The following is a 19,866-nucleotide window of genomic DNA, read 5'->3' as shown; positions in this document are numbered from 1 at the left end:
CGTCAACCGGCCGCGAGCAGCGCGGAGATACGATCCGGCGCCACCGGGCGGGAGTACAGCCACCCCTGCCCGGTGTCGCACCCGATCCGCCGCAGCCGCGCGGCCTGGGACGTGGTCTCCACGCACTCCGCGGTGACGGTCAGACCGAGCCGGTGGGCGAGTTGCACCAGGGCCTCGACGATGACCTCGTCGGCGGGGTTGATGTGCGCCTCGCCCGCCTCCGCGTCGTACTGGAAGCCCCGGACGAAGGATCCGTCCAGCTTCAGGACGGAGACCGGCAGCCTGCTCAGGTACGCCAGGTTCGAGTAGCCCGTGCCGAAGTCGTCGATGGCGATCCGTACCCCCATGTCGCTGAGCGACTGGAGCGCCTGCAGCGGGCGGCCCGCCGAGCCCATCACCGCCGACTCGGTGAGCTCCAACTGGAGCAGTTCGGGGGCCAGTCCGGTCTCGGCGAGGATGTCGGCGACGTCGGCGACCAGGTCCGAGTCCCAGACCTGGCGCACCGCGACGTTGACGCTCACGAAGACCGGCGGCCGCCCGGGGTTCTCCAGCTGCCACTGCCGGGCCTGGCGGCACGCCGTCCGCAGCACCCAGCGGCCGAGCTGCACGATCGAACCGTCCTCCTCCGCCAGTCCGATGAACCGATTCGGCGTCAGCAGGCCGAAGTGCGGATGCTGCCAACGCACCAGCGCCTCGACCCCGCGCACGCCGCCGTCCTCAAGGCGCACCAGCGGCTGGTAGTCCAGGACGAACTCACCGCGTTCGACGGCCGGACGCAGTGAACTCGACAGCGACTGACGGGTCATGCGGTGGGCGTTGCGCTCGGGGTCGAAGAGCGTCCAGCGGGCCTTGCCGTCCGACTTCGCCCAGTAGAGCGTCGTGTCGGCGGCCTGCATGAGGCAGGTCGTGGTGGTCCCGGCCGCGCGTCGTTCCACGACGCCGATCGACGCCGAGACGGAGAGCCGCTGGCCGGAGAGGTCGAAGGGCTCCTGCAACGCCTTGAGCGCGGCGTCGGCGAGGTCGGCCAGCTGGTCCGTGCCCGTCGAGTCCTCCACGAGCAGCGCGAACTCGTCGCCGCCGAGCCGCGCGACCAGCGGCGCGGCCGCCCTGCCGTGGCCGGCCTCGTCGGCGCACCGCGTGAGCCGCTCCGCGACGGCGGTGAGCAGCCGGTCGCCGACCCGGTGGCCAAGCGTGTCGTTGACCGCCTTGAATCCGTCGAGGTCCAGGTAGCAGAGGCCGATCCGGCCGGTGCCCGTGTCGTCGTACGCACCCGCTTCGAGCGCCGCGGCAAGGCGTTCGAAGAACAGGCTGCGGTTGGGGAGCCGCGTCACCGGGTCGTGCATCTGCAGATGCCGCAGCCGGGCCTGGAGCTCACGGCGCGCGCTGATGTCGGTGGCGGCGAGCAGCACCGTGCGGTCCTGGGCGCCGGGCATCGGCGAGACGGTGATCTGCACCCACAGGGAGTGCCCGTCGGGGTGTTTCAGGCGCCGGGTGCAGCGCAGCTTCGCCTGGCGTCCGCGCAGCACCTCGCGGTACGCGTGCCAGGTGCGGGCGTCCGACGCCAGGTCCACCAGGTCGGCGGCGAGGCGTCCCGTCAGCTCGTCAGGGGCCGCGCCGAGCAGCTCGGCGAGCGCGTCGTTGGCGTCGACGACGAGGCCTTCGCCGTCCACGACGCCGAGGGCGAGGGGGGCGGCGGCAAAAGCGGCCCGGTGATCGGGCAGCTGCCCCGGATTGCGACGCTCCGTAGTGGGCGCCCTGGCGAGGTCGGGTGCTGTGACCGCTGTGGGCGCTTGGCCTTCAGACGTTCCGTTCACCACTTGCTCCCGCAGTGCAGTTGTTCGGCGAGGCCGGGCCCGCGCAGGAAAGTGTGCCGATCATAGGGGCTGGCCCGACGGCGCATCCAGCCACAGCGCGGTGTCGCGTGGCGCCCGTGTCCGGCATAGGACACGTGCATGCCCGGCATGGGTTTGGCAGTCGGCCGGCGGCAGATCGTTTCTGCTCATGCCAGTACCGCTTCCTTTGCCACTCAACCTTCCCGGCGACCACTTGTGACGTTCCGTGAGCACTCGGGGAGCCACTCGTCACCCGGCTGGGTCAGGCGAACAGGGCATATTTGAATAAATCAACACAGGGTGGGTGGGATGCCCCGTAATCCGCACCCGGAGGTCGACGTGCCGCGTCAGCTACCCCCCTGGGGACTCACCCGTGGAGGGGAGAGACCCCGGTTGCGCAGCGCGGCCGCCGCCCTCACGTCCCTGACCGCACTCGCCGCCACGGGGCTCGTCGCGGGCCCCGCGATCGCCCAGAGCTCGGGGGTGCCCTGCGCGCTCCAGCGCACACCGGCGCATCACTCGGAGGGCCTGGACACCTGGAACGGCGCCTATCCGCGCCCGGACCGGACCCTGGACGCGGTGATGGTCTTCCTCTCCTTCCCCGACTCCCCGCCCCGGAGCGCCCCCGAGGAACTGGCGGCCGACTACTTCCCCGCCACCAGCCAGTTCTTCGACCGCGCCTCCTACGGCAAGTTCGCACTGCGCCCGCACCCGCAGCGCAAGTGGGTCGAGATGCCGGACCACTCCACCTCGTACGCCATACAGCGCGACTGGAACCCGGCCCGGCGCAGCGCCTATCTGCGGGACGCGGTGGCCGCGGCCGATCCGCACGTCGACTTCTCGCGGTACGACGTCGTCTACTTCGTCGCCGACCCCGACGCGCCCGGCGTCGACTCGGACGCGACGAAGGTCGTCAACTTCGACCGGCCGATGCGGGCCGATGGCGCGGACATCAAGCGCATCGTCACGGTCTTCGAGCGCCATCCGCCGGACCGCAACGTCCTCGCCCACGAGACCGGCCACGTCTTCGACCTGCCCGACCTCTACCACCGGCCGACGGAGGGCAAGGGCGACTGGGACACGCACGTCGGCGACTGGGACGTCATGGGCAGCCAGTTCGGGCTCTCGCCCGACCTCTTCGGCTGGCACAAATGGAAGCTCGGCTGGCTGGACGAGCGGCAGGTGGTGTGTGTGGAGGGCGGGGCCCGGCGGCTGACCCTGGAGCCGCTCGCGGTACGGCCCGCGCGCGGGGGCGTCGGCGGCACCAAGCTGGCGGTCGTCCGCACGGGCCGCGGCAGCGCCATCGCCATCGAGGCGCGCAGCGCGGCGGGCAACGACCACGCGACCTGCAGCGAAGGGGTGCTCGCCTATCGCGTACGCAACGAGGCGCCGTCCGGCGGCGGCCCGGTGGAGGTCATCGACGCCCACCCGGACTCGGAGGCGTGCTGGGGCGAATCGGTGTATCCGGCGCTCGCGGACGCGCCGGTGGGGGCGGGGGAGAGCTTCACGGTGCCGGACGAGGGCGTACGCATCGAGGTCGAGGGGCGTACGGCGACGGGGGCGTGGACGGTGAAGGTGTCGGTGGGGTGAGCGTGGCGCCCTGTGCGGTGGCGCATCGTGCGGTGGTGCACGGTGCGGTGGCGCACGGTGCGGGGTGGCGCCGGACATGAAAGAAGCCCCTCGCTTCCGCGAGGGGCTTCTTTCTGTCTGTGCGCCGCCAGGGACTCGAACCCCGGACCCGCTGATTAAGAGTCAGCTGCTCTAACCAACTGAGCTAGCGGCGCCTGCTGACGTCGTAGACCTTAGCACTCTGATCGCCGCCAGGAAAAATCGATATACGGACCGTGGAGCCCGCCGCCGCACGGGCCGCGCGGACGCAGGCCCAGAGCGCCACCTCGGGTCCCGGAAGCCAGGGATGCCGGGCGTCGGGGGCGACCAGCCAGCGCGATTCGAGGTGCCCTTCGAGGCGGCTGGGCTGCGGGGAGTCCCGGTGTTCCGGGGTGATCGGCGGCACGGTCACGGCGTCCCCCGTGCCGTGGCAGAGCACGCTCGGCACGGCGCTGCCCCACTCCTCCCACTCCAGGAGCGAGGGCAGTCGCTGGGCGGTTCCGGGGGCGGTGAAGAGCAGCATGCGACCGCGGTGCGCCGCGACGGGGCCCGAGCCGGGGCCCTCGTCCCATAACCGGTCCAGCATCCGCCGGCCGAAGACCGCAGGGACGCTCACCACGTCGAACACGGAGCCGCAGGGGAGTACGGCCGGGGCGCTGGGCCGGCTGCGCCAGTGGGCGAGAGCGCTGCGCGGATACGTTTCCGCAGAGGCGAGCCAGGCGGCTCCCTCGGTGGTGACGTCGGAGATGTCCTGGACGTCGACAGGGGCGGGGTCCGGGTGGAGTCGCGTGCTGCTCATGGCGACTACATCTACCGGTAGTGAAGGTTCCATTTCTGAGAGTTGCCAGAAATGGGGACAACAGGGGGTGCGAGGGAGTACCTTGCCCTCGTGGCATATGCCCCGTGATCTTTTGCGGAGCGGGAAGAGCCTTGTCCTATACCCCTCGGACCTCGGACCTCGGACCTCGGACCTCGGGCCTCAGATCTCAGGCCTCCGGACCGCCGCCGCCCGCACCGGCCCCGCGCAGCAGATCCCGGCCGAACTCGACCATCTTCTTCGCGTAGTCCTCGGTCCACTGCGCGCGCTCGGCGATCGCCGCGGGCGTCAGCCGGTCGAAGCGCCGGGGGTCGGCCAGCTGGGCGGCCGCGATCGCCTGGAACTCGACCGCCCGGTCCGTCGCGGCACGGAAGGCGTGGGTCAGCTCGGTGGCGCGGGCCAGGAGCTCCCGAGGGTCCTCCATCGACTCCAGGTCGAAGAAGTGCTCCGGGTCGGCGACTGCTTCCGCGGGCTCGAAGAGCAGGGGCGCGGGTCGCAGACGCTGCTCGGTCCGGGGCCGCTCGGGCTCCGCCATGGTTCTTCCTCCTCGTACGGTTTCCGGCCGTGGGGCCGTCTTCCATTCTCCCTTGCCGCGCAAGGGGGCCGTGGGCCTTGGGCTGCGGGGGTTCCTGGATTTCCGTGTGCCCGCGCCCGGCCTAGGGCCGCCACGCCACGCGGTGCTCCGCCAGGCGGGCAAGGACCGCGTGGTTCGCTTCCCAGCCATCCGGGAACTTCACCGTGACGCCCAGTTGGACCGGTTCCGTCGACGGGTGGTCGTCGAGCAGTTCGCTGACGCCCGCGCGGCAGATCACGATGCAGGCGTGGCGGTGGCGGGACGCCAGGACGCACAGGCGGCCCGTCTCCAGGTGGAACGCGGTGGCGTCCGGGCGGCCGGAGAGCGGGTGCAGGACCACCGTCACGTCGAACTCGCGGCCCTGGAGACGGTTCGCGGTGTCCACGGTGACGTCCGAGACGCCGAGTGCCGCGAGGGCCGCCCGCACCGCTGCCGCCTGGTCGCGGTGGGCGGTGCCGACGGCGATGCGGTCGGCCGTCAGGGGAGTGGGATCCGGGCCGCGCTCCGAGGTGGCCGCGCCGCCGCGGTCCAGGAGCCGCCGGACGACCTGGGCCACCGCGCGTACGGCCTCGGGGTCGGTCCGTGGCGTGTTCCGCGCGGGCAGTTCCAGCAGGCCCCAGCCCGACTCCGCCGCCTCGTCGATCACCCGGTCGGGGCCCGAACCGTCCGAAGGAACACCGAAGTTGAGCGTCCGGTCGCCGTGGTCCGTGCCGCTGCGGAAGGGCGTGTACGGATAGAACGCGGCCGAGACCAGCGGAGCCGCCGACGCCGGGAGCCGCCAGGACACCGGCAGGCGGTGCTGCGGCAGTTCGGGGTTGTGCGCGAGCAGCGTCGTCACGGCGCTCGCCGAAGGGTCGTACGCGAGACCGGCCCACTGCTCGGCGCCCACGATCGAGAACGGGTCGAGCTGGCCGGGGTCGCCCACGAACAGGGCCCGCTCGAAGAGCCCGGCCACGGCGAGCAGCGCGTCCGAGCGCATTTGATACGCCTCGTCCACGATGGCGTGCCGCCAGGGCTCCACGTCCTTGACGTGCGCCCACTTCGCCGCCGTCGACACGACGACGTCGAGCCCGGCGAGGTCGGCCGCCTTCGTGGACGTACGGACGAAGGGCAGGTCGTCCAGGGCCTTGTCGTACGCGTCCGGGTCGCTGCTGTGCAGGCGCCCCACCGGCAGCTCGGGGTCCTTCTCGGCGAGGCGCAGGACCAGGTCGTCGACCTGCGCGTTCGTCTGTGCGATCACCATCAAAGGGCGCCCTGCGGCGGCCAGTTCGCGGGCCGCGCGGACGACCAGGGTCGACTTGCCCGCGCCGGGCGGCGAGTCGACGACGACGCCGCGGTGCGCGCCGTGCAGCGTGTCGTGCAGGATCGCGTCCGTGGCGCGGCCTGCCGCCGCGCCGGGGTCGAAGGAGGCGCGGTCGAAGGGGGCGGTCGGACTCACAGGGTGTCCTCCGGCGTCACGGGGTCAGGGCGCTCGGCTGCCTCGCCCGGCGGGCCGCCGTGGGTCCAGGGAGTCGCCTCGGGTTCGGGCAGTTTGGGGCCGCCGCGCTGCTCGTGCTCGAAGAGCGTCCAGCAGATCCGGTCGCCCTTCTCCGGCAGGGATCCGGGCTCCGGCTCCTTGCCGCGGCCCATCTTGTCGGTGATGCGCAGGACGACGGAAGCGCCGCTGCCTTCGCCCTCGTACGTGACGAACTCGGCTGTCTGCGGCTTGCCCTGGAGCGAGCGGTACACCTTCGCGCGCTCGGCCAGGTGCGGGTGGTCGTCCGTGCGGACCGTGACCAGGGGGCGAGGCCTCGGGCTCTTGCCCTCGCTGTACGCCATGACGACCTCGGTCACCTCGCCCGCGAAGGCCTCGCCCGCGAGCCGGCGCCCGGCCATCACCAGGGGGTCGTCGAGCGCCTCCTGGGCCTCGAGCCTGGCCTGCTCGCGCTCGCGCGTGGCGAGCTTGTTCGCCGCCGTCACCGCGTCGTCGACGCGGGGCTGCGGGGGTTCGCCCGCCGTCACGCGGTCCCGGTGGCCGGTGAACGACCAGCGGTCGCGGGTCCAGCGGTCGGCGGCGTGCGGGGCCTCGGGGAGCGTGCAGAGCGCGTCGAGGCCGCGCCACACCGCGTCCCAGGTGGGGCGGGTTCTGCTCTCGATCAGGGAGCGGATCTCCCGCTCGGCCGCGGCCAGTTCGGCGAGGCGGGCGTCCGCCTGGATGCCGTCCTCGGCGGTGGCGAGGGTGCCGCGCGCGCGGTCGTAGCGCTCGATGGCCGGGGCGAGCAGGCGGTTGTCGAACGCCGGGTCGGTGGCGGGACCCGCGGGCGGGCAGAGCAGCTGGCCGTCCTTGTCCCGCGCCAGCTCGGCGTGGAGCGCGGCGTCGGCTCCGGAGGCGCCTTCCGGGGCCTCGATCCAGGCGAGCAGGGCGCCCAGGTGCTGGTCCTCCAGGCTGCTCTGCCCAGTGGCCCAGTGCCGGGAGAGCAGCTCGGTCATGGCGACGAGGAGGGAGGAGCCGGGGACGCGGGCCCGCTCCCCGAAGTGGGTCAGCCAGCGGCCGAGGAGGGGGACGCGGGGCGGGGCGGGATACGGCGTCTCCGGGTCCTGCTCCGCGGTGCGGCGGAAGCGGGTGGAGCGTCCGATGAGCCGTACGAAGTCGATGCCTGCGCGGCTCGGGACGATCAACTGCGGGGCGTCCGAGCAGAGTTCGACCTCCACCTTGACGCGTTTCCCGGTCTCCGGGTCGGTCTCGTTGCGCTCCGCCGCCTCGACGTCTTCCGCGTACGAGTCGACGTACTCCAGGACGGTGTCCGCGAGTTGGGCGAGGAAGGTGAAGCGGAGGTCGCGGTCGCGGGGCTGCGGGACGAAGAGGACGCGGGGCGAGGTCCGCTCGGTCCCGACGAGGGCACCGAGCGGGGCGCCTGCCTCACCGGCGGTGGTGAGGGGGACGAGGACGAGGGGCCGCTGGGAGAGGTGGCGGTGCCGGGTCGTTGCTCTGGGCTGGGCGCGGCCGGTGGTGACCGCCTCCAGGCGGGCGAGGTTGTCGATCAGTGACACTGGGCTGTCCCTCCCTGCGGGCTGTGGGCTACGAGCCCGCCGCTTCGCGGCGGAATTTCCCCACCCGCCCACCCGATCACCCGGCGACGTCCGCTCACCGAAGGACCGGCCAGGGGGTGCGTGGGCGGGAAGAAGAGGACGGGCGCCGTAGGGCACCGGCCGTGGTGCGTGCCGGGCGGGCGCGTCGCAGACGCGGTCAGCACGGCGTGCCTCCCGCCGTGTCCCCGCCTGAGGCGCCCACGCCAGACAACGCCTCGGCCCGAAGCGCCGCCGCCCTCCTCAGTGCCGCCACCGCCGGATCCGCAGGATCGCCCGATGTGCCGTTCGCCGCCGACAGGACCCCGGCGACCGTCGTCAGGCCGCCCAGTTCGCCCCGCACCGAACGGCCCAGGGAGGTCACCGCGCCCTCCTCGCGGGAGCGTTCGCGGCAGTGGAAGGCCAGTTCGCAGGCGGCCAGGCACTCGGGGGCGTACGTCGCCGGGACCGATTCGACCGCTGCTGTCAGGTCGGCGGCGGGGCGGGACACGTCGAACGTCGTGCCCTCCGGCAGCGCTGCCGCGATGTCCTCGATGCGGGTCAGGCGGCCCAGCTGGCGCCTCGTCACCGAGAGCTGCTTGCGGACGTCGATCGCGGATGCCGTGGGGAGGTTCGAGAAGTCCTTGGGGCAGACCAGGAGCACGTGGTGGCGGACCCGGGGTGCCGGGTCCATGTGCGCCGCGACCCGCTCAAGCGCCAGTGCGTACACCGCGGCCTGGCGCGCCGCCGCGCCCACCTTCGCCGCGTCCGCCGTGCCGTCGATCATCGGGAAGGACTTGATCTCGACGACCGTCCAGGTGCCGTCGGGGTGGATCACCACCGCGTCCGGTTCGAGGAAGGCGGGGGTCCCGGCGACGTCGAGCGCCAGCATGGGGTGGTCCAGGAGGGTCCAGCCCTCCGTCGACGTCGCCTCGCGCAGGGCGAGAGAGGTGCGGGCCGCGCGGCCTTCCGGGCCCACCGCGGAGAGCTCCGGGACGGACGACTCGCCCGGCACCGGCTCAGGGCCGCCCCCGAGCCTGCCGTGCACCAGCCGCAGCAGCTCCGCGCCGCCGTCCGCCTTGACCTTCGCCTCGAAGGCGTTGCCCCGCATGAACGCGAACTGCGACTGCCCGAAGGAGGCGGGCGAGCCGAGCGACTGCGCGAGCGTCGCCTTGTCCACGCCCGCGCCGTCGAGCAGCGCCCGCCTCTGGCACCCCGGATTCGCGGCGAGGGCCGCGAGCGCGCGGGCGTCCAGCGGCTGCGCCGGGACGTCAGGGCCGCGCAGCTCAGCGAGCCGCTGTCGGAGTGCTGTCCCCCGCTTCGGCGGGTCGGGCACTCGGCTCGGCGCCTGGCTCGGCAGGCCGCTTGCGCGGCCGGGGAATTCGCTCACCCGCCGAAGTCTGGCACCCAGCACTGACAATTGAGGACTCTGGGGCGGACGAGGCCGACGGCGCGCCCGCGACGGACGCCGAGTGCGCCCCCGCCACGACCCCCGACGAAGGCCGCGCGGCAGTGAGCGGCAGTCCCACCCTCGCCTTCACCCGGTCCGCGAGCCGCAGCACCGGCCGTACGAGAAGCAGCCCGAGGCCCATCACCACGGCGCCCGCGACGGCGTCGAGGAAGTAGTGGTTCGCGGTGCCCATCACGACGATCGTGGTGATCAGCGGATAGCCCACCGCCGCGACCCTGGTCAGCGGCGAACGGCCGTGACGCCACAGCATCACCCCGCACCACAGCGCCCATCCCACGTGCAGGCTCGGCATCGCCGCGTACTGGTTGGTCATGCCGCCGAGCCCGCGCGGCGCGCTCGCCTCGCCGCCCCACCAGCCGAAGTCGCTGTACTGCGCCATGGTGTCGACGAAGCCGTACCCCTCGCTCAGCAGGCGGGGCGGGCAGGTCGGCAGGAGCGTGAAGCCGACCAGGCCGATCAGGGTGGAGATCATCAGCCACGCGCGTGCGGCGCGGTAGTGGACCGCGCGGCTGCGGAAGAGCCAGACGAGGATCAGGGGCGTCACCAGATAGTGCAGCGACGCGTACCAGAAGTCCGCGGGGACACCTATCCAGGACTGGGCGGTGAAGAGACGGTTCAGCGGGTGCTCGGCGTTGATGCGCAGGAACTGCTCGACGCGGAGTATGCCGACTCCGTGGTCGACGGCGGCGGCCACGTCGCCGCGCACCACCAGCCGTCCCGCCGAATACGCGGCGTACACCAGCACGATCAGCGGCAGCTCCGTCCACCAGCGAAGCCGAAGCCCGTTGATGCCCCCAGTGCCCGGAGTGTCGGTCTGCGGCATCCGGTCGGTCCCCCATCCGTTTTTGGTCATGCGGTGTTCGCCGCCGCCTCACTTTACGGCGTACGCGAGAGCGCGCTGCGGCGGTCCCCGGTCGTCTTAGACGCAGAGATCGACGAGCGGGTTGCTCCTTGCGGGCACGAGTGATCGCGACATGGCGGGTGAGTGATGATGGAGGGTACGGACAGCTGTCTGTCCACAGAATTCGCTCTATGACAGCTGATGGTCTCGACCGATGACGACGACCGTCGGCCCGGAAAGGCTCGACATGGCACCGCGCATCCTGCTGGCCCGACACGGACAGACGGAGTGGTCCCTGTCCGGCAAGCACACCGGCAGGACGGACGTCCCGCTCCTCGAAGAGGGCCGCAACGGCGCGAAGCTCCTGGGCGACCGTTTGCACCGGGCCCCCTTCGACGGCCTCCCGGACGCCGAGGTGCGCACCAGCCCCCTCGCGCGTGCGCGGGAGACCTGCGAGATCGCCGGCTTCGGGGACCGTGCCACCACCTGGGACGCGCTCATGGAGTGGGACTACGGCTCCTACGAGGGGATGACCCCGGCCGACATCCAGGGCGTACGCCCCGGTTGGTTCATCTGGCGCGACGGCGTCCCCCGGGGCGAGACCCTGGAGCAGATCACGGCCCGCGCGGACGAGGTGGTGGCCTGGGCCCGTAGCGCGGACCGCGACGTCCTGGTCTTCGCGCACGGCCACATCCTGCGGTCCATCGGCGCACGCTGGCTCGGCCTGGGCGTCGACTTCGCCGCCCGCATCCGCCTCAACCCGACCTCGGTCTCCACCCTCGGCTGGGCTTACGGAGAACCGGCCATCGAGTCGTGGAACGACACCGGACACCTGGCATAGGAGCTACGGAGCCAAAGGGCCTCGGAGTCAAAGAGCCACGGAGCGCACGGCTGACTACACGGCCCGCGGCAGCGAAGCATGCCGCTCCAGGAAGCCGCACACCCCTGAAGCCCGCCGGTGCGGAAGCAGCACCCGGGCGGTCGTGGCGAGCATCGACTGGATGCGCGACGACTGCACCTCGTCCAGGAGCCCGAGCACCCGGAGCCCCGCCGTCGCCGCCTCGTCGGGGCGGCCCGCGCGGGCCAGGTCGTCGGCGAGCTCCGCGGTGTAGAGGGCGATGTTCCGGGTGAACTGCGGGGTCTGGGCCGATGCCACGCCCGCCGCGCGCCGTGCGTGCCGTGCCGCGCGCTCCCAGTCGCCGAGCGCCGACCAGCACTGCGCCTCGAGGCCTTCCAGTTCGGCGGGGCCGTAGAAGGTCATCCACTCCGGGTCGGCGTCCGAAGGGCCACGGTCGAAGAGGGCGTGCGCGCGGGTCAGCGCCTGCTCGCAGCCCGCCTTGTCGCCGAGCCCCGCCCAGCCCCCGGCCTCGCGCAGCGCGAGGAGCGAGAGCAGCCGCGACGACGAGAGATGCCGGGCGGCCCGCGTGGCCGCCTGGGACGCCCGCACCGCCTCCCGGGGCCGTCCGGAGTCGCGCGCCAGGAAGGCCGTATTGCAGAAGGCGTGTGCCTCAAGGGCCGGATCGGAGGCCATCCGGGCCGTCGCGAGAGCCTCCGCGTAGTGCGAGCGCGCGTCGTCGAAGCGGCCGGAGTCGTGCGCCAACCAGCCCACGGAGATCGCCAGTTCACCGGCGCCCGCGTGCAGCCGGTCCGCCGTCGACTGACGGGTGGTGCCCGCGTCGAGCAGGGCGTACGCGGTCCGCAGCGGGGCGCCTGCGCGGCGGTAGAGGCCGTCGGCGCCGTGCCGGTCGTCGAGCAGCCTGATCTTCCGTACGGCCTCCTCGACCGCGCTCACCTCGGCCTCGCCCGCCCGGCCGCCGCGCTGGGCGGTGGCCGCGGCCGGGTTCTGGGAGGCGAGCCCGAAAGGCCCCAAAGAGGCGGCGGCCACGGTGGCCGTGCCGCTCATGAATGCGCGACGCCGCACGTCGCTCTCCTCGTGGCTCTGGATCTCGTACGGGTCGCACTCGTGCGTTTCGGGGCCCGTTGGCCCGGACGGAGAAGACTCATACAGCTGGATCGTGGTGTGTGGCGCGGGCGCTGTGGTGTGTGGCGCGGGCGCTTCGGACAGGGCGCGCGCCCCTCGCCCGCGCACTGCAGAGCGGGGTGCGAACCCCAGATCCGTCAGCGTCCGGCCGGGGAACATGTGCAGGAACACCCGCTCGTACGCGTAGTTGGGACAGCGGATCTCGCCCGCCTCGACGCGTCCGATGTAACGGGCGTCGCAGCTGACGCGCTCACCGATCTCGCGAGCGGCCCGGCGGATCACGGCGGCGAACTCGCTCGGCGAGCGCTGTCCTCGCAGGTGTCGGAAGAGAAGATTCGGTCGTGGGGACGGAGTTGACGATGCCATCGGTGACGACGCCATGGCCTGACCCTCTCGTACGGATCGTGCCGGAGTGCGCCGCATCCTGTGGATCCGGCGATGCTGCCCCTGTTCCGGCGGAGCACGAACGTACCCGCTGTGATGGGGACGGCACGCGGAGTTTGGCTACAAACGGGATATCTCACCCATGATCTGCCATGAAGTGCCATCCTTTGCAGCGGCATTACGCCGTAGCTGTTGACGCCGTCCCGCGTTGAACCATGAGGAGAGGGAGCGACGCGGCTTCCGCTCTTGCGAGGAGGGGTCCCCTTGTTGGAGATCGGCGTGGAGAACGGCGAATCGCGGGCGTCGCTGACTACGGCACGGCACCTGCCGACCCAGGACCGTAGCGCACCACCACAGCACGGCGCCCGGCCCGTCGAACCCTCCGAGCCCCCCGGCTTCTGCGATCTCGTCACGGTCCCGGCCCGCCAGGGCCTGGAGGCGGTCGACATCCTGCGCCGCGGGGCGGGCGACAGCGTCGGCCCCGTCCTGCACGACGGGAGCTGCGACACCCTCGGCTTCCTGGTGCCGCCGGGCACCGCCGACGCTTGGGACCTGCCGGGCAGCGCGTGTACGCAGACCTTCGGCCGCGGCATGCGCCTGCACGCCGAGCCGGAGCCCGTCCCGCCGCCGCCCCCGGTCGCGGGGACCGGCTGGCTGCTGCCCCCCGACGAGGCCGATCCGGTCACCGACCCCGCCGTCCTGCGCGCGGCGCTCGGCCAGGCGGCCCGCACGATCGAGGCCGCCGACAGCTGTCGCTGAGCCCCAGGCGGGGCGGTGCTCCAAGGTCATCGGGCCGCGCCGTCCGCGTACGCCGATAATGGTCCGATGGCAAGGAACAGGCGATCCCGGGAAGAGGCACAGGCCGTCGTCGAGAAGGTGGACGGCGGACTCGCCGAGCTGATGCCCGACCGGGACAGGGCGCGTGCGTGGACGCTGCTCGTGGACGGCGCCCCGCAGTCCCATGTCGACCTCGACGACCCGGCGTATCTCGACTTCGAGTACCAGCGAAGGCTCGGCCACGTCGCCGACCTGGTCGCGCCGGCCGGCAAGCCGATCCAGGCCCTGCACCTCGGCGGCGGCGCCTTCACCCTCGCCCGCTACATAGCCGCGACACGGCCCCGCTCCACCCAGCAGGTCATCGAGCGCGACACCGCGCTCATCCAACTCGTCCGCCGCGAGCTGCCGTTGGACCCGCAGGCGCGGGTGCGCGTGCGCGGCACGGATGCCCGCGAAGGGCTCGCGAAGATCCCGGACGGCTGGGCGGACCTCGTCATCGCCGACGTCTTCAGCGGCGCGCGCACCCCCGCCCACCTCACCAGCGCCGAGTTCCTCGGTGACGTACGCAGGGTCCTGAAGCCCGGCGGCCTCTACGCCGCGAACCTCGCCGACGGGCCGCCGCTCGCGCATCTGCGCGGCCAGCTCGCCACCGCCGCCACGCTCTTCCCCGAGCTCGCGCTCATCGCCGACCCGGCTGTCCTTCGCGGCAAGCGCTTCGGCAACGCGGTACTGGTCGGCTCGGACAAGGCGCTGCCGATCGCGGAGCTGACCCGGCGCAGCGCGGGGGACTCGCATCCGGCGCGGGTCGAGCACGGCCGGGCGCTCATCGACTTCAGCGGGGGAGCGGCGGCGGTCACGGACGCGAGCGCGGTGGCGTCGCCCGCGCCGCCGCCCTCGGTGTTCCGCTGACGGTGCACTTCCACTGCCCGGTCAGTACTCGTTGATCTCGACCGCAGGGGCGTGGTCGTGCCAGGTGCAGAAGACCGAGACCTTCTCGGCGCCCGCCGTGAACTCCACCCGGATCCAGGTGTCCTGCTTCCACACCTGCACCGACCAGCCCGCCGCCGGGGTCGCGGAGACCAGCGTCGCGGAGTCCTTGCCGAGGTCGAAGACGACCCGGCCGCCGTCGGACGAGTAGCTCTTCACGTTGCCGGGTGTCGAGGCGGGCGTGGAAGGCGTGCCCGGTTTGCTCGTCTTCGTCTTCGAAGGTTCGCTCTCGGGCGGCTCGGCCGTCTTCGAGGGCTTCTTCGACTTCGACGGCGAGGGGGTCGGCGTCGGATCGGGGCGGTGCGTGGAGGACGAGAGCGGCTCCGCGCGGTCGCCGTCGGCGGCCAGCGGAACGGCACGCGGCGGGTCGTAGGCGGTGCCCGCCATGACCGTGTGGACACCCCACCAGGAGAGCGTGACCGCCGCGCCCGTGGCGAGCGACCAAGCCATTGCGTGTATGAGTCCTCTGCGCATCGCGAGCCATACTGCACCACCCGGCCCGCCGGTGTCCCAGGAGGACCGTGGTCACTCATATGGCGTACGGTGCCGCCCATGGCAAGTGTGCTCGTCGTCGAGGATGACCAGTTCGTACGCTCCGCTCTCATCCGGCATCTGACCGAGGCATCGCACACCGTGCGCAGCGTCGGCACCGCCCTTGAGGCGCTGCGCGAGGTGGCCCATTTCCGTTTCGACGTGGTGATCCTGGACCTCGGTCTGCCTGATCTGGACGGTTCCGAGGCGCTGAAGATGCTGCGCGGGATCACCGACGTCCCCGTGATCATCGCCACCGCGCGCGACGACGAGACCGAGATCGTCAGGCTCCTGAACGACGGCGCCGACGATTACCTGACCAAGCCGTTCTCCGTCGAGCACCTGTCGGCCCGGATGGCCGCCGTCCTGCGCCGCTCGCGCGTCACGGCGGGCGAGGCGCCGCCGAGCCGGGAGATACGGGTCGGAGGGCTCGCCATCGACCCGCTGCGCCGTCAGGCGGAGCTGGACGGCGCGCGGCTCGATCTGACCCGGCGCGAGTTCGACCTGCTGGCCTTTCTCGCCGGGCGTCCCGGCGTCGTCGTACCCCGCAAGGAGCTGCTCGCCGAGGTGTGGCAGCAGAGCTACGGGGACGACCAGACCATCGACGTACATCTGTCGTGGCTGCGCAGGAAGCTGGGCGAGACGGCCGCGCGGCCGCGCTATCTGCACACGCTGCGGGGTGTCGGCGTCAAGCTGGAGCCACCGCTGTGAGGTGGGCACTCGTCAAGGTGTGCCTGGCCGTCACGACGATGGTCGTGGTGGCCTTCGCGGTGCCGCTCGGGCTCGTCATCCAGGAGATGGCGCGGGATCGGGCCTTCTCGAACGCCGAGCGGCACGCGGCCGGCATGGGTCCCACGCTCTCCATCACCACCGACCGCGACCAGCTGACGCGGGCCGTCGCCACGTCCGAGGCGGGCGGCGAGGGACGGATGGCCGTGTACGTGCCGGCCATCGACAAGGCGCCCGCCCTGGAGATCGGCGACCGGCGGGCCGACGCGCACGCGGTGGAGACCACGCGCAAGGAGGGCCGGGCGCGGACGGCGACGGTCGAGGGCGGTTTCGCGCTGCTCCAGCCGACGGCGCTGAGCTCCGGCCAGATCGCCGTGGTCGAGATCTTCGTGCCCGAGGGCGCGGTCAGCAACGGAGTGACCACGGCGTGGCTCATGCTCGCCGGTGTCGGCGTCGCGCTGATCATCGGGTCCGTGGCGGTCGCGGACCGTCTGGGCGTACGCATGGTGCAGCCCGCCAAGCGGCTCGTGGGCGCGGCGCAGTCCCTGGGGGAGGGGAAGCTGGGGGCGCGGGTGCCGGCGGAAGGGCCGACGGAACTGCGCCTGGCCGCGGTGGCGTTCAACTCGATGGCGGATCAGGTGGTGCAACTCCTGGCGAACGAGCGGGAGTTGGCGGCTGACCTGTCGCACCGCCTGCGCACTCCTCTGACAGTGCTGCGGCTCAACGCGGCCTCCCTTGGGGACGGTCCCGCGGCGGAGCAGACCCGGATCGCGGTGGAGAAGCTGGAGCGCGAGGTCGACACGATCATCCGCACGGCACGTGACGCCAAGCCGCAGACCGCCGCGGTCGGTCCCGGTGCGGGCTGCGACGCCTCCGAGGTGATCCAGGAGCGCATGGCCTTCTGGTCGGCGCTCGCGGAGGACGAGGGGCGTGAGGTGCGGGTCGCGGGGGTGGAGCGGCCGGTGTGGATACCGGTGGCGCGCCCCGAACTGGTCGCCTCCCTCGACGCGTTGCTGGGCAACGTCTTCCGGCACACGCGGGAGGGGTCGGCGTTCGCGGTGGACGTGCACAGCGGCGAGGACGCGGTGATCGTCCTGGTGTCGGACGCGGGGGCGGGGATCGCCGATCCCGAGGCGGCGTTGGCGCGGGGCGCGGGCTCGGGGGCCGACGGGTCGACGGGGCTCGGCCTGGACATCGTGCGGCAGCTCGCGGAGTCCACGGGGGGCGATGTCCGCATCGGGCGGTCGGTCCTTGGCGGGACCGAGGTCCGGGTGTGGATCCAGCTGGACGGCAGGCGTCCGGTGCCGGGGGCCAGGGGGCACCGAGGCTCGGTACGCCGCCGAAGGCGAGCCACCACGGGGTAAGGGGCGGGCCCTTAACCACCCCCGATCGCTCCCTTAAGCCCGCCCTAAGATCCAGTGCAGAGCCCCATTTGCCTGCAATGTCGTGCCCTCGCGAAGCTAACGTGCTGCTGCACCCCCACCCCCACGCACAGCTAAGGCAGGCACGCGATGAGCAGCACGCATCGGCGCACGGTGAGCACCAAGTCCAAGGTCATGGGCGGCATCGCGGCCGCCGCCCTCGTCGGCGGCGGCGCCTTCGCCTTCTCCGGGACGGCGCTCGCCAGCAAGGCGCCCGCCGAGCCCACCGCGAAGGCCGAGGGCAGCGCCAAGTTCGCCCCGTTCGTGGACACTTCGCTGGCCCCCGCGTACGACCTCGTCGACACCGCCGACAAGACCGGCGTCAAGGAGTTCACCCTCGCCTTCATCACCTCCGGCGGCAGCTGCGAGCCCCTGTGGGGCGGCGTCACCGGCCTCGACGACGACAAGGTCGCCTCGCAGATCGAGGCCCTGCGGGCCAAGGGCGGCGACGTACGCGTCTCCTTCGGCGGCGCGGCGGGCTCCGAGCTGGGCCTCAAGTGCGACAGCGCCGACGAGCTGGCCAAGGCGTACGGCAAGGTCATCGACAAGTACAAGCTGACGAAGGTCGACTTCGACATCGAGGGCGCCGCGCTCCCCGAGACCGCCGCCAACACCCGCCGCGCGCAGGCCATCGCGCAGCTCCAGAAGGACCACGAGGGCCTGGACGTCTCGTTCACGCTGCCCGTCATGCCCGAGGGTCTGACCCAGCCGGGCGTCGACCTCGTCGCCGACGCCAAGAAGAACGGCGTGAAGGTCTCCGCCGTCAACATCATGGCGATGGACTACGGGCCGTCCTACAGCGGTGACATGGGCCAGTACGCCATCGACGCCGCGACCGCCACGCAGAAGCAGATCAAGGGCGCGCTCGACCTCTCCGACGAGGCCGCCTGGAAGGCCGTCGCGGTCACCCCGATGATCGGCGTGAACGACGTCACCACCGAGATCTTCAAGGTCGACGACGCCACGCAGCTGGTGAAGTTCGCCGAGGAGAAGGGTCTCGGCTGGCTGGCCATGTGGTCATCGACCCGCGACAAGGCCTGTGAGGGCGGCGCCAACAACGGTGCGCAGCCCACCTGTTCATCCATCGAGCAGGAGCCGCTCGCCTTCACGAAGGCGTTCGGCGCCTACAAGTAGACCCACCCCGAACCACCAGAACCACCGCCCCCCACGGCGCCTCGACCGGCATCCCCCCCACCCGGTCGGGGCGCCACTCATGCTCAGGCCTTGCTCGCCTGCCACTCCGACGCGTAGTCGTTGAAGATCGCCCGCAGGTGATGCCCGATCTTCAGGTAGTCGAGGTCGTCCAGGTTGGCAAGCGACACCCGCACCGACCACTCGGGCCCCTCGAACCCGCCTCCGTTCAGGAGCACCACGTGCGTCTGCTCGGCGAGGCGGAACAGCGGGTCGACCGGCTCGTAGTTCTTCTCCAGGAAGTCGGCGAAGTCCTTGCCGTGGACGCGTTCCGCCTCGGCGAGCAGGTCGAGCTCGATGTAGTAGCCCGCCCGCTTGGGGTCGTCCGAGATCTTCATCTCGGCGCCCTCCAGAAGGAGTTCGAGCCGCTGCTGCACGATCGCGCGGATCCGCCGCTTGTACGCCTGGCCCTCCTCCAGCATGTCGAAGAGGGAGAAGAGGACCATGACCATCTGCTGGGGGAGCGAGAGCCCCGAGGTGTGGTTGAGGGCCACCTGACGGGAGTCCGCGACCAGGCGGTCGATGAACCTGATCTTCTCCGGCTCCAGCGTCAGCGTCCCGTACCGCTTGGCGAGCCGGTCCTTCTCGGCCTGTGGAAGCGCCGCGATCAGCTCGTCGATGACGTTGTCGTCGTGCAGCCCGATCACGCCGAGCCGCCAGCCGGTCGCTCCGTAGTGCTTGGAGTACGAGTAGACGAGCAGCGTGTTGCGCGGCAGGTCGGCGGCGATGGAGCGGAAGCCCTCGACGAACGTCCCGTACACGTCGTCCGTGACGATCAGGAGGTTCGGGTTCGACGTGGCGACGATGTCCTTGATCTGGTCCGCGACGCGCTGACTCAGCGCGAGCGAAGGCGGGTTGGAGGGGTTGACCAGGCAGACCATCTTGATGGCGGGGTCCGCGAGCTTGGCCACCTCCTCCTCCGGGTAGCGCCACTCCCGCACGCCCGCCTCGGCGAACTTGCTGGCCTGGACGTACGTCACGTCGAACTCGTACGTGTCGAGCTCGGGAATCTCGATGTACGGCGTGAACACCGGCACCATCAGGGCGATCTTGTCGCCCTTGTGCAGGATGCCGTTCTTCATGAGCGAGTCGAAGATGTAGCACATCGCGGCCGTGCCGCCCTCGGTGGCGAAGAGCGACAGATTGTCGGACGGCGGCTTCTTGTCGAACATCTCGTCGGCGACGTAGCCGCGCACGATCTGCTCCGCGTGCTTCAACATCCGGTCCGGGACCGGGTAGTTGTCGCCGACCGAACTGTCCGTCAGCTCGTGGACGAAGTCGTCCCTGTCGAAGCCGAAGCGCTCGACGGCGTACTCGACGCACTTCTGGAGCAGCTCGATGCCGGGCAGGTCCGGGTGCTGGCGCACGAACGTGTCGAAGCGCGCGCCCGACCCCTCCTTCTCCGGCATGCCGCCGAGGTCGTCGGCGGTCCAGACGCGGCGGGACTCGGAGAGGGCGAAGTAGCCGAGCGCGTAGAACGCCTCGCGGGGTCCTGTGGCGATCCAGTTCGGGTTGCCGCGGCCCGCGTTGAGCATCTGCGGGATGGACTTCTCCTTCTGGCCCGGCTTGTCTGCCTGCACCGCCTGGGCGATCTGGATGAACTTGTCCTTCAGCTCGAAGGGGCTGAGCTGGGCGAAGGACTGGATTTCCTCGCGGGTGAAGGTGGTCTTGGGCACG

General features: G+C 71.8%; 16 protein-coding genes, 1 tRNA gene and 1 pseudogene. 7 read left to right on the top strand and 11 right to left on the bottom strand.

Annotation, left to right across the window (positions count from 1 at the left end; genetic code table 11):
- Nucleotides 1–2: 2 nt before the first annotated feature.
- The gene (locus ABZ833_RS16925) at nucleotides 3–1,814 is read right to left on the bottom strand and encodes an EAL domain-containing protein (protein ID WP_361046959.1); all 1,812 of its coding nucleotides are present in this window, start codon (nucleotides 1,812–1,814) and stop codon (nucleotides 3–5) included.
- Between the two features lie 327 nt (nucleotides 1,815–2,141).
- Here ABZ833_RS16925 and ABZ833_RS16920 point away from each other — a divergent pair, with 327 nt between their 5' ends.
- On the top strand, nucleotides 2,142–3,422 hold the full coding sequence (locus ABZ833_RS16920) for a M6 family metalloprotease domain-containing protein (RefSeq protein WP_361046957.1): 1,281 nt from the start codon (nucleotides 2,142–2,144) through the stop codon (nucleotides 3,420–3,422).
- Nucleotides 3,423–3,542: 120 nt separating this feature from the next.
- Here the strand turns inward: ABZ833_RS16920 and ABZ833_RS16915 are convergent.
- The 7 genes from ABZ833_RS16915 to ABZ833_RS16885 all read right to left on the bottom strand — a co-directional run bounded on the left by ABZ833_RS16915 (nucleotide 3,543) and on the right by ABZ833_RS16885 (nucleotide 10,170).
- Nucleotides 3,543–3,616 (bottom strand) — tRNA-Lys (locus tag ABZ833_RS16915).
- The gene (locus ABZ833_RS16910) at nucleotides 3,607–4,239 is read right to left on the bottom strand and encodes a bifunctional DNA primase/polymerase (RefSeq protein ID WP_361046954.1); all 633 of its coding nucleotides are present in this window, start codon (nucleotides 4,237–4,239) and stop codon (nucleotides 3,607–3,609) included. Before ABZ833_RS16910 ends, ABZ833_RS16915 begins: the two co-directional genes overlap by 10 nt.
- Nucleotides 4,240–4,426: 187 nt before the next feature.
- Nucleotides 4,427–4,792, bottom strand: coding sequence for a hypothetical protein (locus ABZ833_RS16905; protein WP_249589766.1), 366 nt, complete (start codon nucleotides 4,790–4,792; stop codon nucleotides 4,427–4,429).
- A gap of 121 nt (nucleotides 4,793–4,913) precedes the next feature.
- On the bottom strand, nucleotides 4,914–6,269 hold the full coding sequence (locus tag ABZ833_RS16900) for an AAA domain-containing protein (protein WP_361046951.1): 1,356 nt from the start codon (nucleotides 6,267–6,269) through the stop codon (nucleotides 4,914–4,916).
- Nucleotides 6,266–7,861, bottom strand: a complete 1,596-nt coding sequence (locus tag ABZ833_RS16895; RefSeq protein WP_361046949.1) for a hypothetical protein — start codon at nucleotides 7,859–7,861, stop codon at nucleotides 6,266–6,268. Before ABZ833_RS16895 ends, ABZ833_RS16900 begins: the two co-directional genes overlap by 4 nt.
- 196 nt (nucleotides 7,862–8,057) lie before the next feature.
- Nucleotides 8,058–9,212 carry a hypothetical protein gene (locus ABZ833_RS16890; RefSeq protein WP_361047511.1) on the bottom strand — a complete coding sequence of 385 codons (1,155 nt, stop codon included), beginning with the start codon at nucleotides 9,210–9,212 and terminating at the stop codon, nucleotides 8,058–8,060.
- A complete protein-coding gene (locus ABZ833_RS16885; protein ID WP_361047508.1) occupies nucleotides 9,163–10,170 on the bottom strand; it encodes a phosphatase PAP2 family protein in 1,008 nt (335 codons plus the stop codon). Before ABZ833_RS16885 ends, ABZ833_RS16890 begins: the two co-directional genes overlap by 50 nt.
- A gap of 265 nt (nucleotides 10,171–10,435) precedes the next feature.
- Here ABZ833_RS16885 and ABZ833_RS16880 point away from each other — a divergent pair, with 265 nt between their 5' ends.
- Nucleotides 10,436–11,029: a histidine phosphatase family protein gene (locus ABZ833_RS16880; RefSeq protein ID WP_361047506.1), complete on the top strand. Its 594-nt coding sequence runs from the start codon at nucleotides 10,436–10,438 to the stop codon at nucleotides 11,027–11,029.
- A 54-nt stretch (nucleotides 11,030–11,083) separates the two neighbouring features.
- Here the strand turns inward: ABZ833_RS16880 and ABZ833_RS16875 are convergent, their stop codons facing one another.
- Entirely contained in the window at nucleotides 11,084–12,550 is a 1,467-nt protein-coding gene (locus ABZ833_RS16875) for a tetratricopeptide repeat protein (RefSeq protein ID WP_361046947.1), read from the bottom strand.
- A 267-nt stretch (nucleotides 12,551–12,817) separates the two neighbouring features.
- Between ABZ833_RS16875 and ABZ833_RS16870 the strand changes: the two genes are divergently transcribed.
- The gene (locus tag ABZ833_RS16870; RefSeq protein WP_361046944.1) at nucleotides 12,818–13,312 is read left to right on the top strand and encodes a hypothetical protein; all 495 of its coding nucleotides are present in this window, start codon (nucleotides 12,818–12,820) and stop codon (nucleotides 13,310–13,312) included.
- Nucleotides 13,313–13,378: 66 nt separating this feature from the next.
- A complete protein-coding gene (locus tag ABZ833_RS16865; protein WP_249589772.1) occupies nucleotides 13,379–14,239 on the top strand; it encodes a fused MFS/spermidine synthase in 861 nt (286 codons plus the stop codon).
- Between the two features lie 21 nt (nucleotides 14,240–14,260).
- Here the strand turns inward: ABZ833_RS16865 and ABZ833_RS16860 are convergent, their stop codons facing one another.
- Nucleotides 14,261–14,791 carry a hypothetical protein gene (locus tag ABZ833_RS16860; RefSeq protein WP_361046940.1) on the bottom strand — a complete coding sequence of 177 codons (531 nt, stop codon included), beginning with the start codon at nucleotides 14,789–14,791 and terminating at the stop codon, nucleotides 14,261–14,263.
- Nucleotides 14,792–14,869: 78 nt separating this feature from the next.
- Between ABZ833_RS16860 and ABZ833_RS16855 the strand changes: the two genes are divergently transcribed.
- From ABZ833_RS16855 to ABZ833_RS16845, 3 genes and pseudogenes are all read left to right on the top strand, one after another.
- Nucleotides 14,870–15,559 carry a response regulator transcription factor gene (locus ABZ833_RS16855; RefSeq protein WP_249589774.1) on the top strand — a complete coding sequence of 230 codons (690 nt, stop codon included), beginning with the start codon at nucleotides 14,870–14,872 and terminating at the stop codon, nucleotides 15,557–15,559.
- The gene (locus tag ABZ833_RS16850) at nucleotides 15,556–16,941 is read left to right on the top strand and encodes a HAMP domain-containing sensor histidine kinase (protein ID WP_361046936.1); all 1,386 of its coding nucleotides are present in this window, start codon (nucleotides 15,556–15,558) and stop codon (nucleotides 16,939–16,941) included. The genes ABZ833_RS16855 and ABZ833_RS16850 overlap by 4 nt, the downstream gene beginning before the upstream one ends.
- A gap of 303 nt (nucleotides 16,942–17,244) precedes the next feature.
- Nucleotides 17,245–18,132 (top strand): annotated as a pseudogene (locus ABZ833_RS16845) (chitinase); the annotation flags it as partial.
- An 83-nt stretch (nucleotides 18,133–18,215) separates the two neighbouring features.
- Here ABZ833_RS16845 and ABZ833_RS16840 read toward each other — a convergent pair.
- Nucleotides 18,216–19,865 (bottom strand): bifunctional aspartate transaminase/aspartate 4-decarboxylase, encoded by a 1,650-nt coding sequence (locus ABZ833_RS16840; protein ID WP_361046933.1) that lies wholly within the window; start codon nucleotides 19,863–19,865, stop codon nucleotides 18,216–18,218.
- Nucleotide 19,866 lies beyond the last annotated feature (1 nt).

This window comes from Streptomyces sp. NPDC047525, from assembly GCF_040643025.1.
In the GTDB taxonomy this organism is placed as follows: domain Bacteria; phylum Actinomycetota; class Actinomycetes; order Streptomycetales; family Streptomycetaceae; genus Streptomyces; species Streptomyces durmitorensis.
This window is presented reverse-complemented; position numbering and strand designations above follow the sequence as displayed.

What these genes read in the sequence shown, in the direction of transcription:
- ABZ833_RS16920 (WP_361046957.1), top strand. Translation starts at nt 2,142, where the DNA reads ATGCCCCGTAATCCGCACCCGGAGGTCGACGTGCCGCGTCAGCTACCC.
- ABZ833_RS16910 (WP_361046954.1), bottom strand. Translation starts at nt 4,239, where the DNA reads ATGAGCAGCACGCGACTCCACCCGGACCCCGCCCCTGTCGACGTCCAG.
- ABZ833_RS16905 (WP_249589766.1), bottom strand. Translation starts at nt 4,792, where the DNA reads ATGGCGGAGCCCGAGCGGCCCCGGACCGAGCAGCGTCTGCGACCCGCG.
- ABZ833_RS16885 (WP_361047508.1), bottom strand. Translation starts at nt 10,170, where the DNA reads ATGCCGCAGACCGACACTCCGGGCACTGGGGGCATCAACGGGCTTCGG.
- ABZ833_RS16880 (WP_361047506.1), top strand. Translation starts at nt 10,436, where the DNA reads ATGGCACCGCGCATCCTGCTGGCCCGACACGGACAGACGGAGTGGTCC.
- ABZ833_RS16875 (WP_361046947.1), bottom strand. Translation starts at nt 12,550, where the DNA reads ATGGCGTCGTCACCGATGGCATCGTCAACTCCGTCCCCACGACCGAAT.
- ABZ833_RS16865 (WP_249589772.1), top strand. Translation starts at nt 13,379, where the DNA reads ATGGCAAGGAACAGGCGATCCCGGGAAGAGGCACAGGCCGTCGTCGAG.
- ABZ833_RS16860 (WP_361046940.1), bottom strand. Translation starts at nt 14,791, where the DNA reads ATGCGCAGAGGACTCATACACGCAATGGCTTGGTCGCTCGCCACGGGC.
- ABZ833_RS16855 (WP_249589774.1), top strand. Translation starts at nt 14,870, where the DNA reads ATGGCAAGTGTGCTCGTCGTCGAGGATGACCAGTTCGTACGCTCCGCT.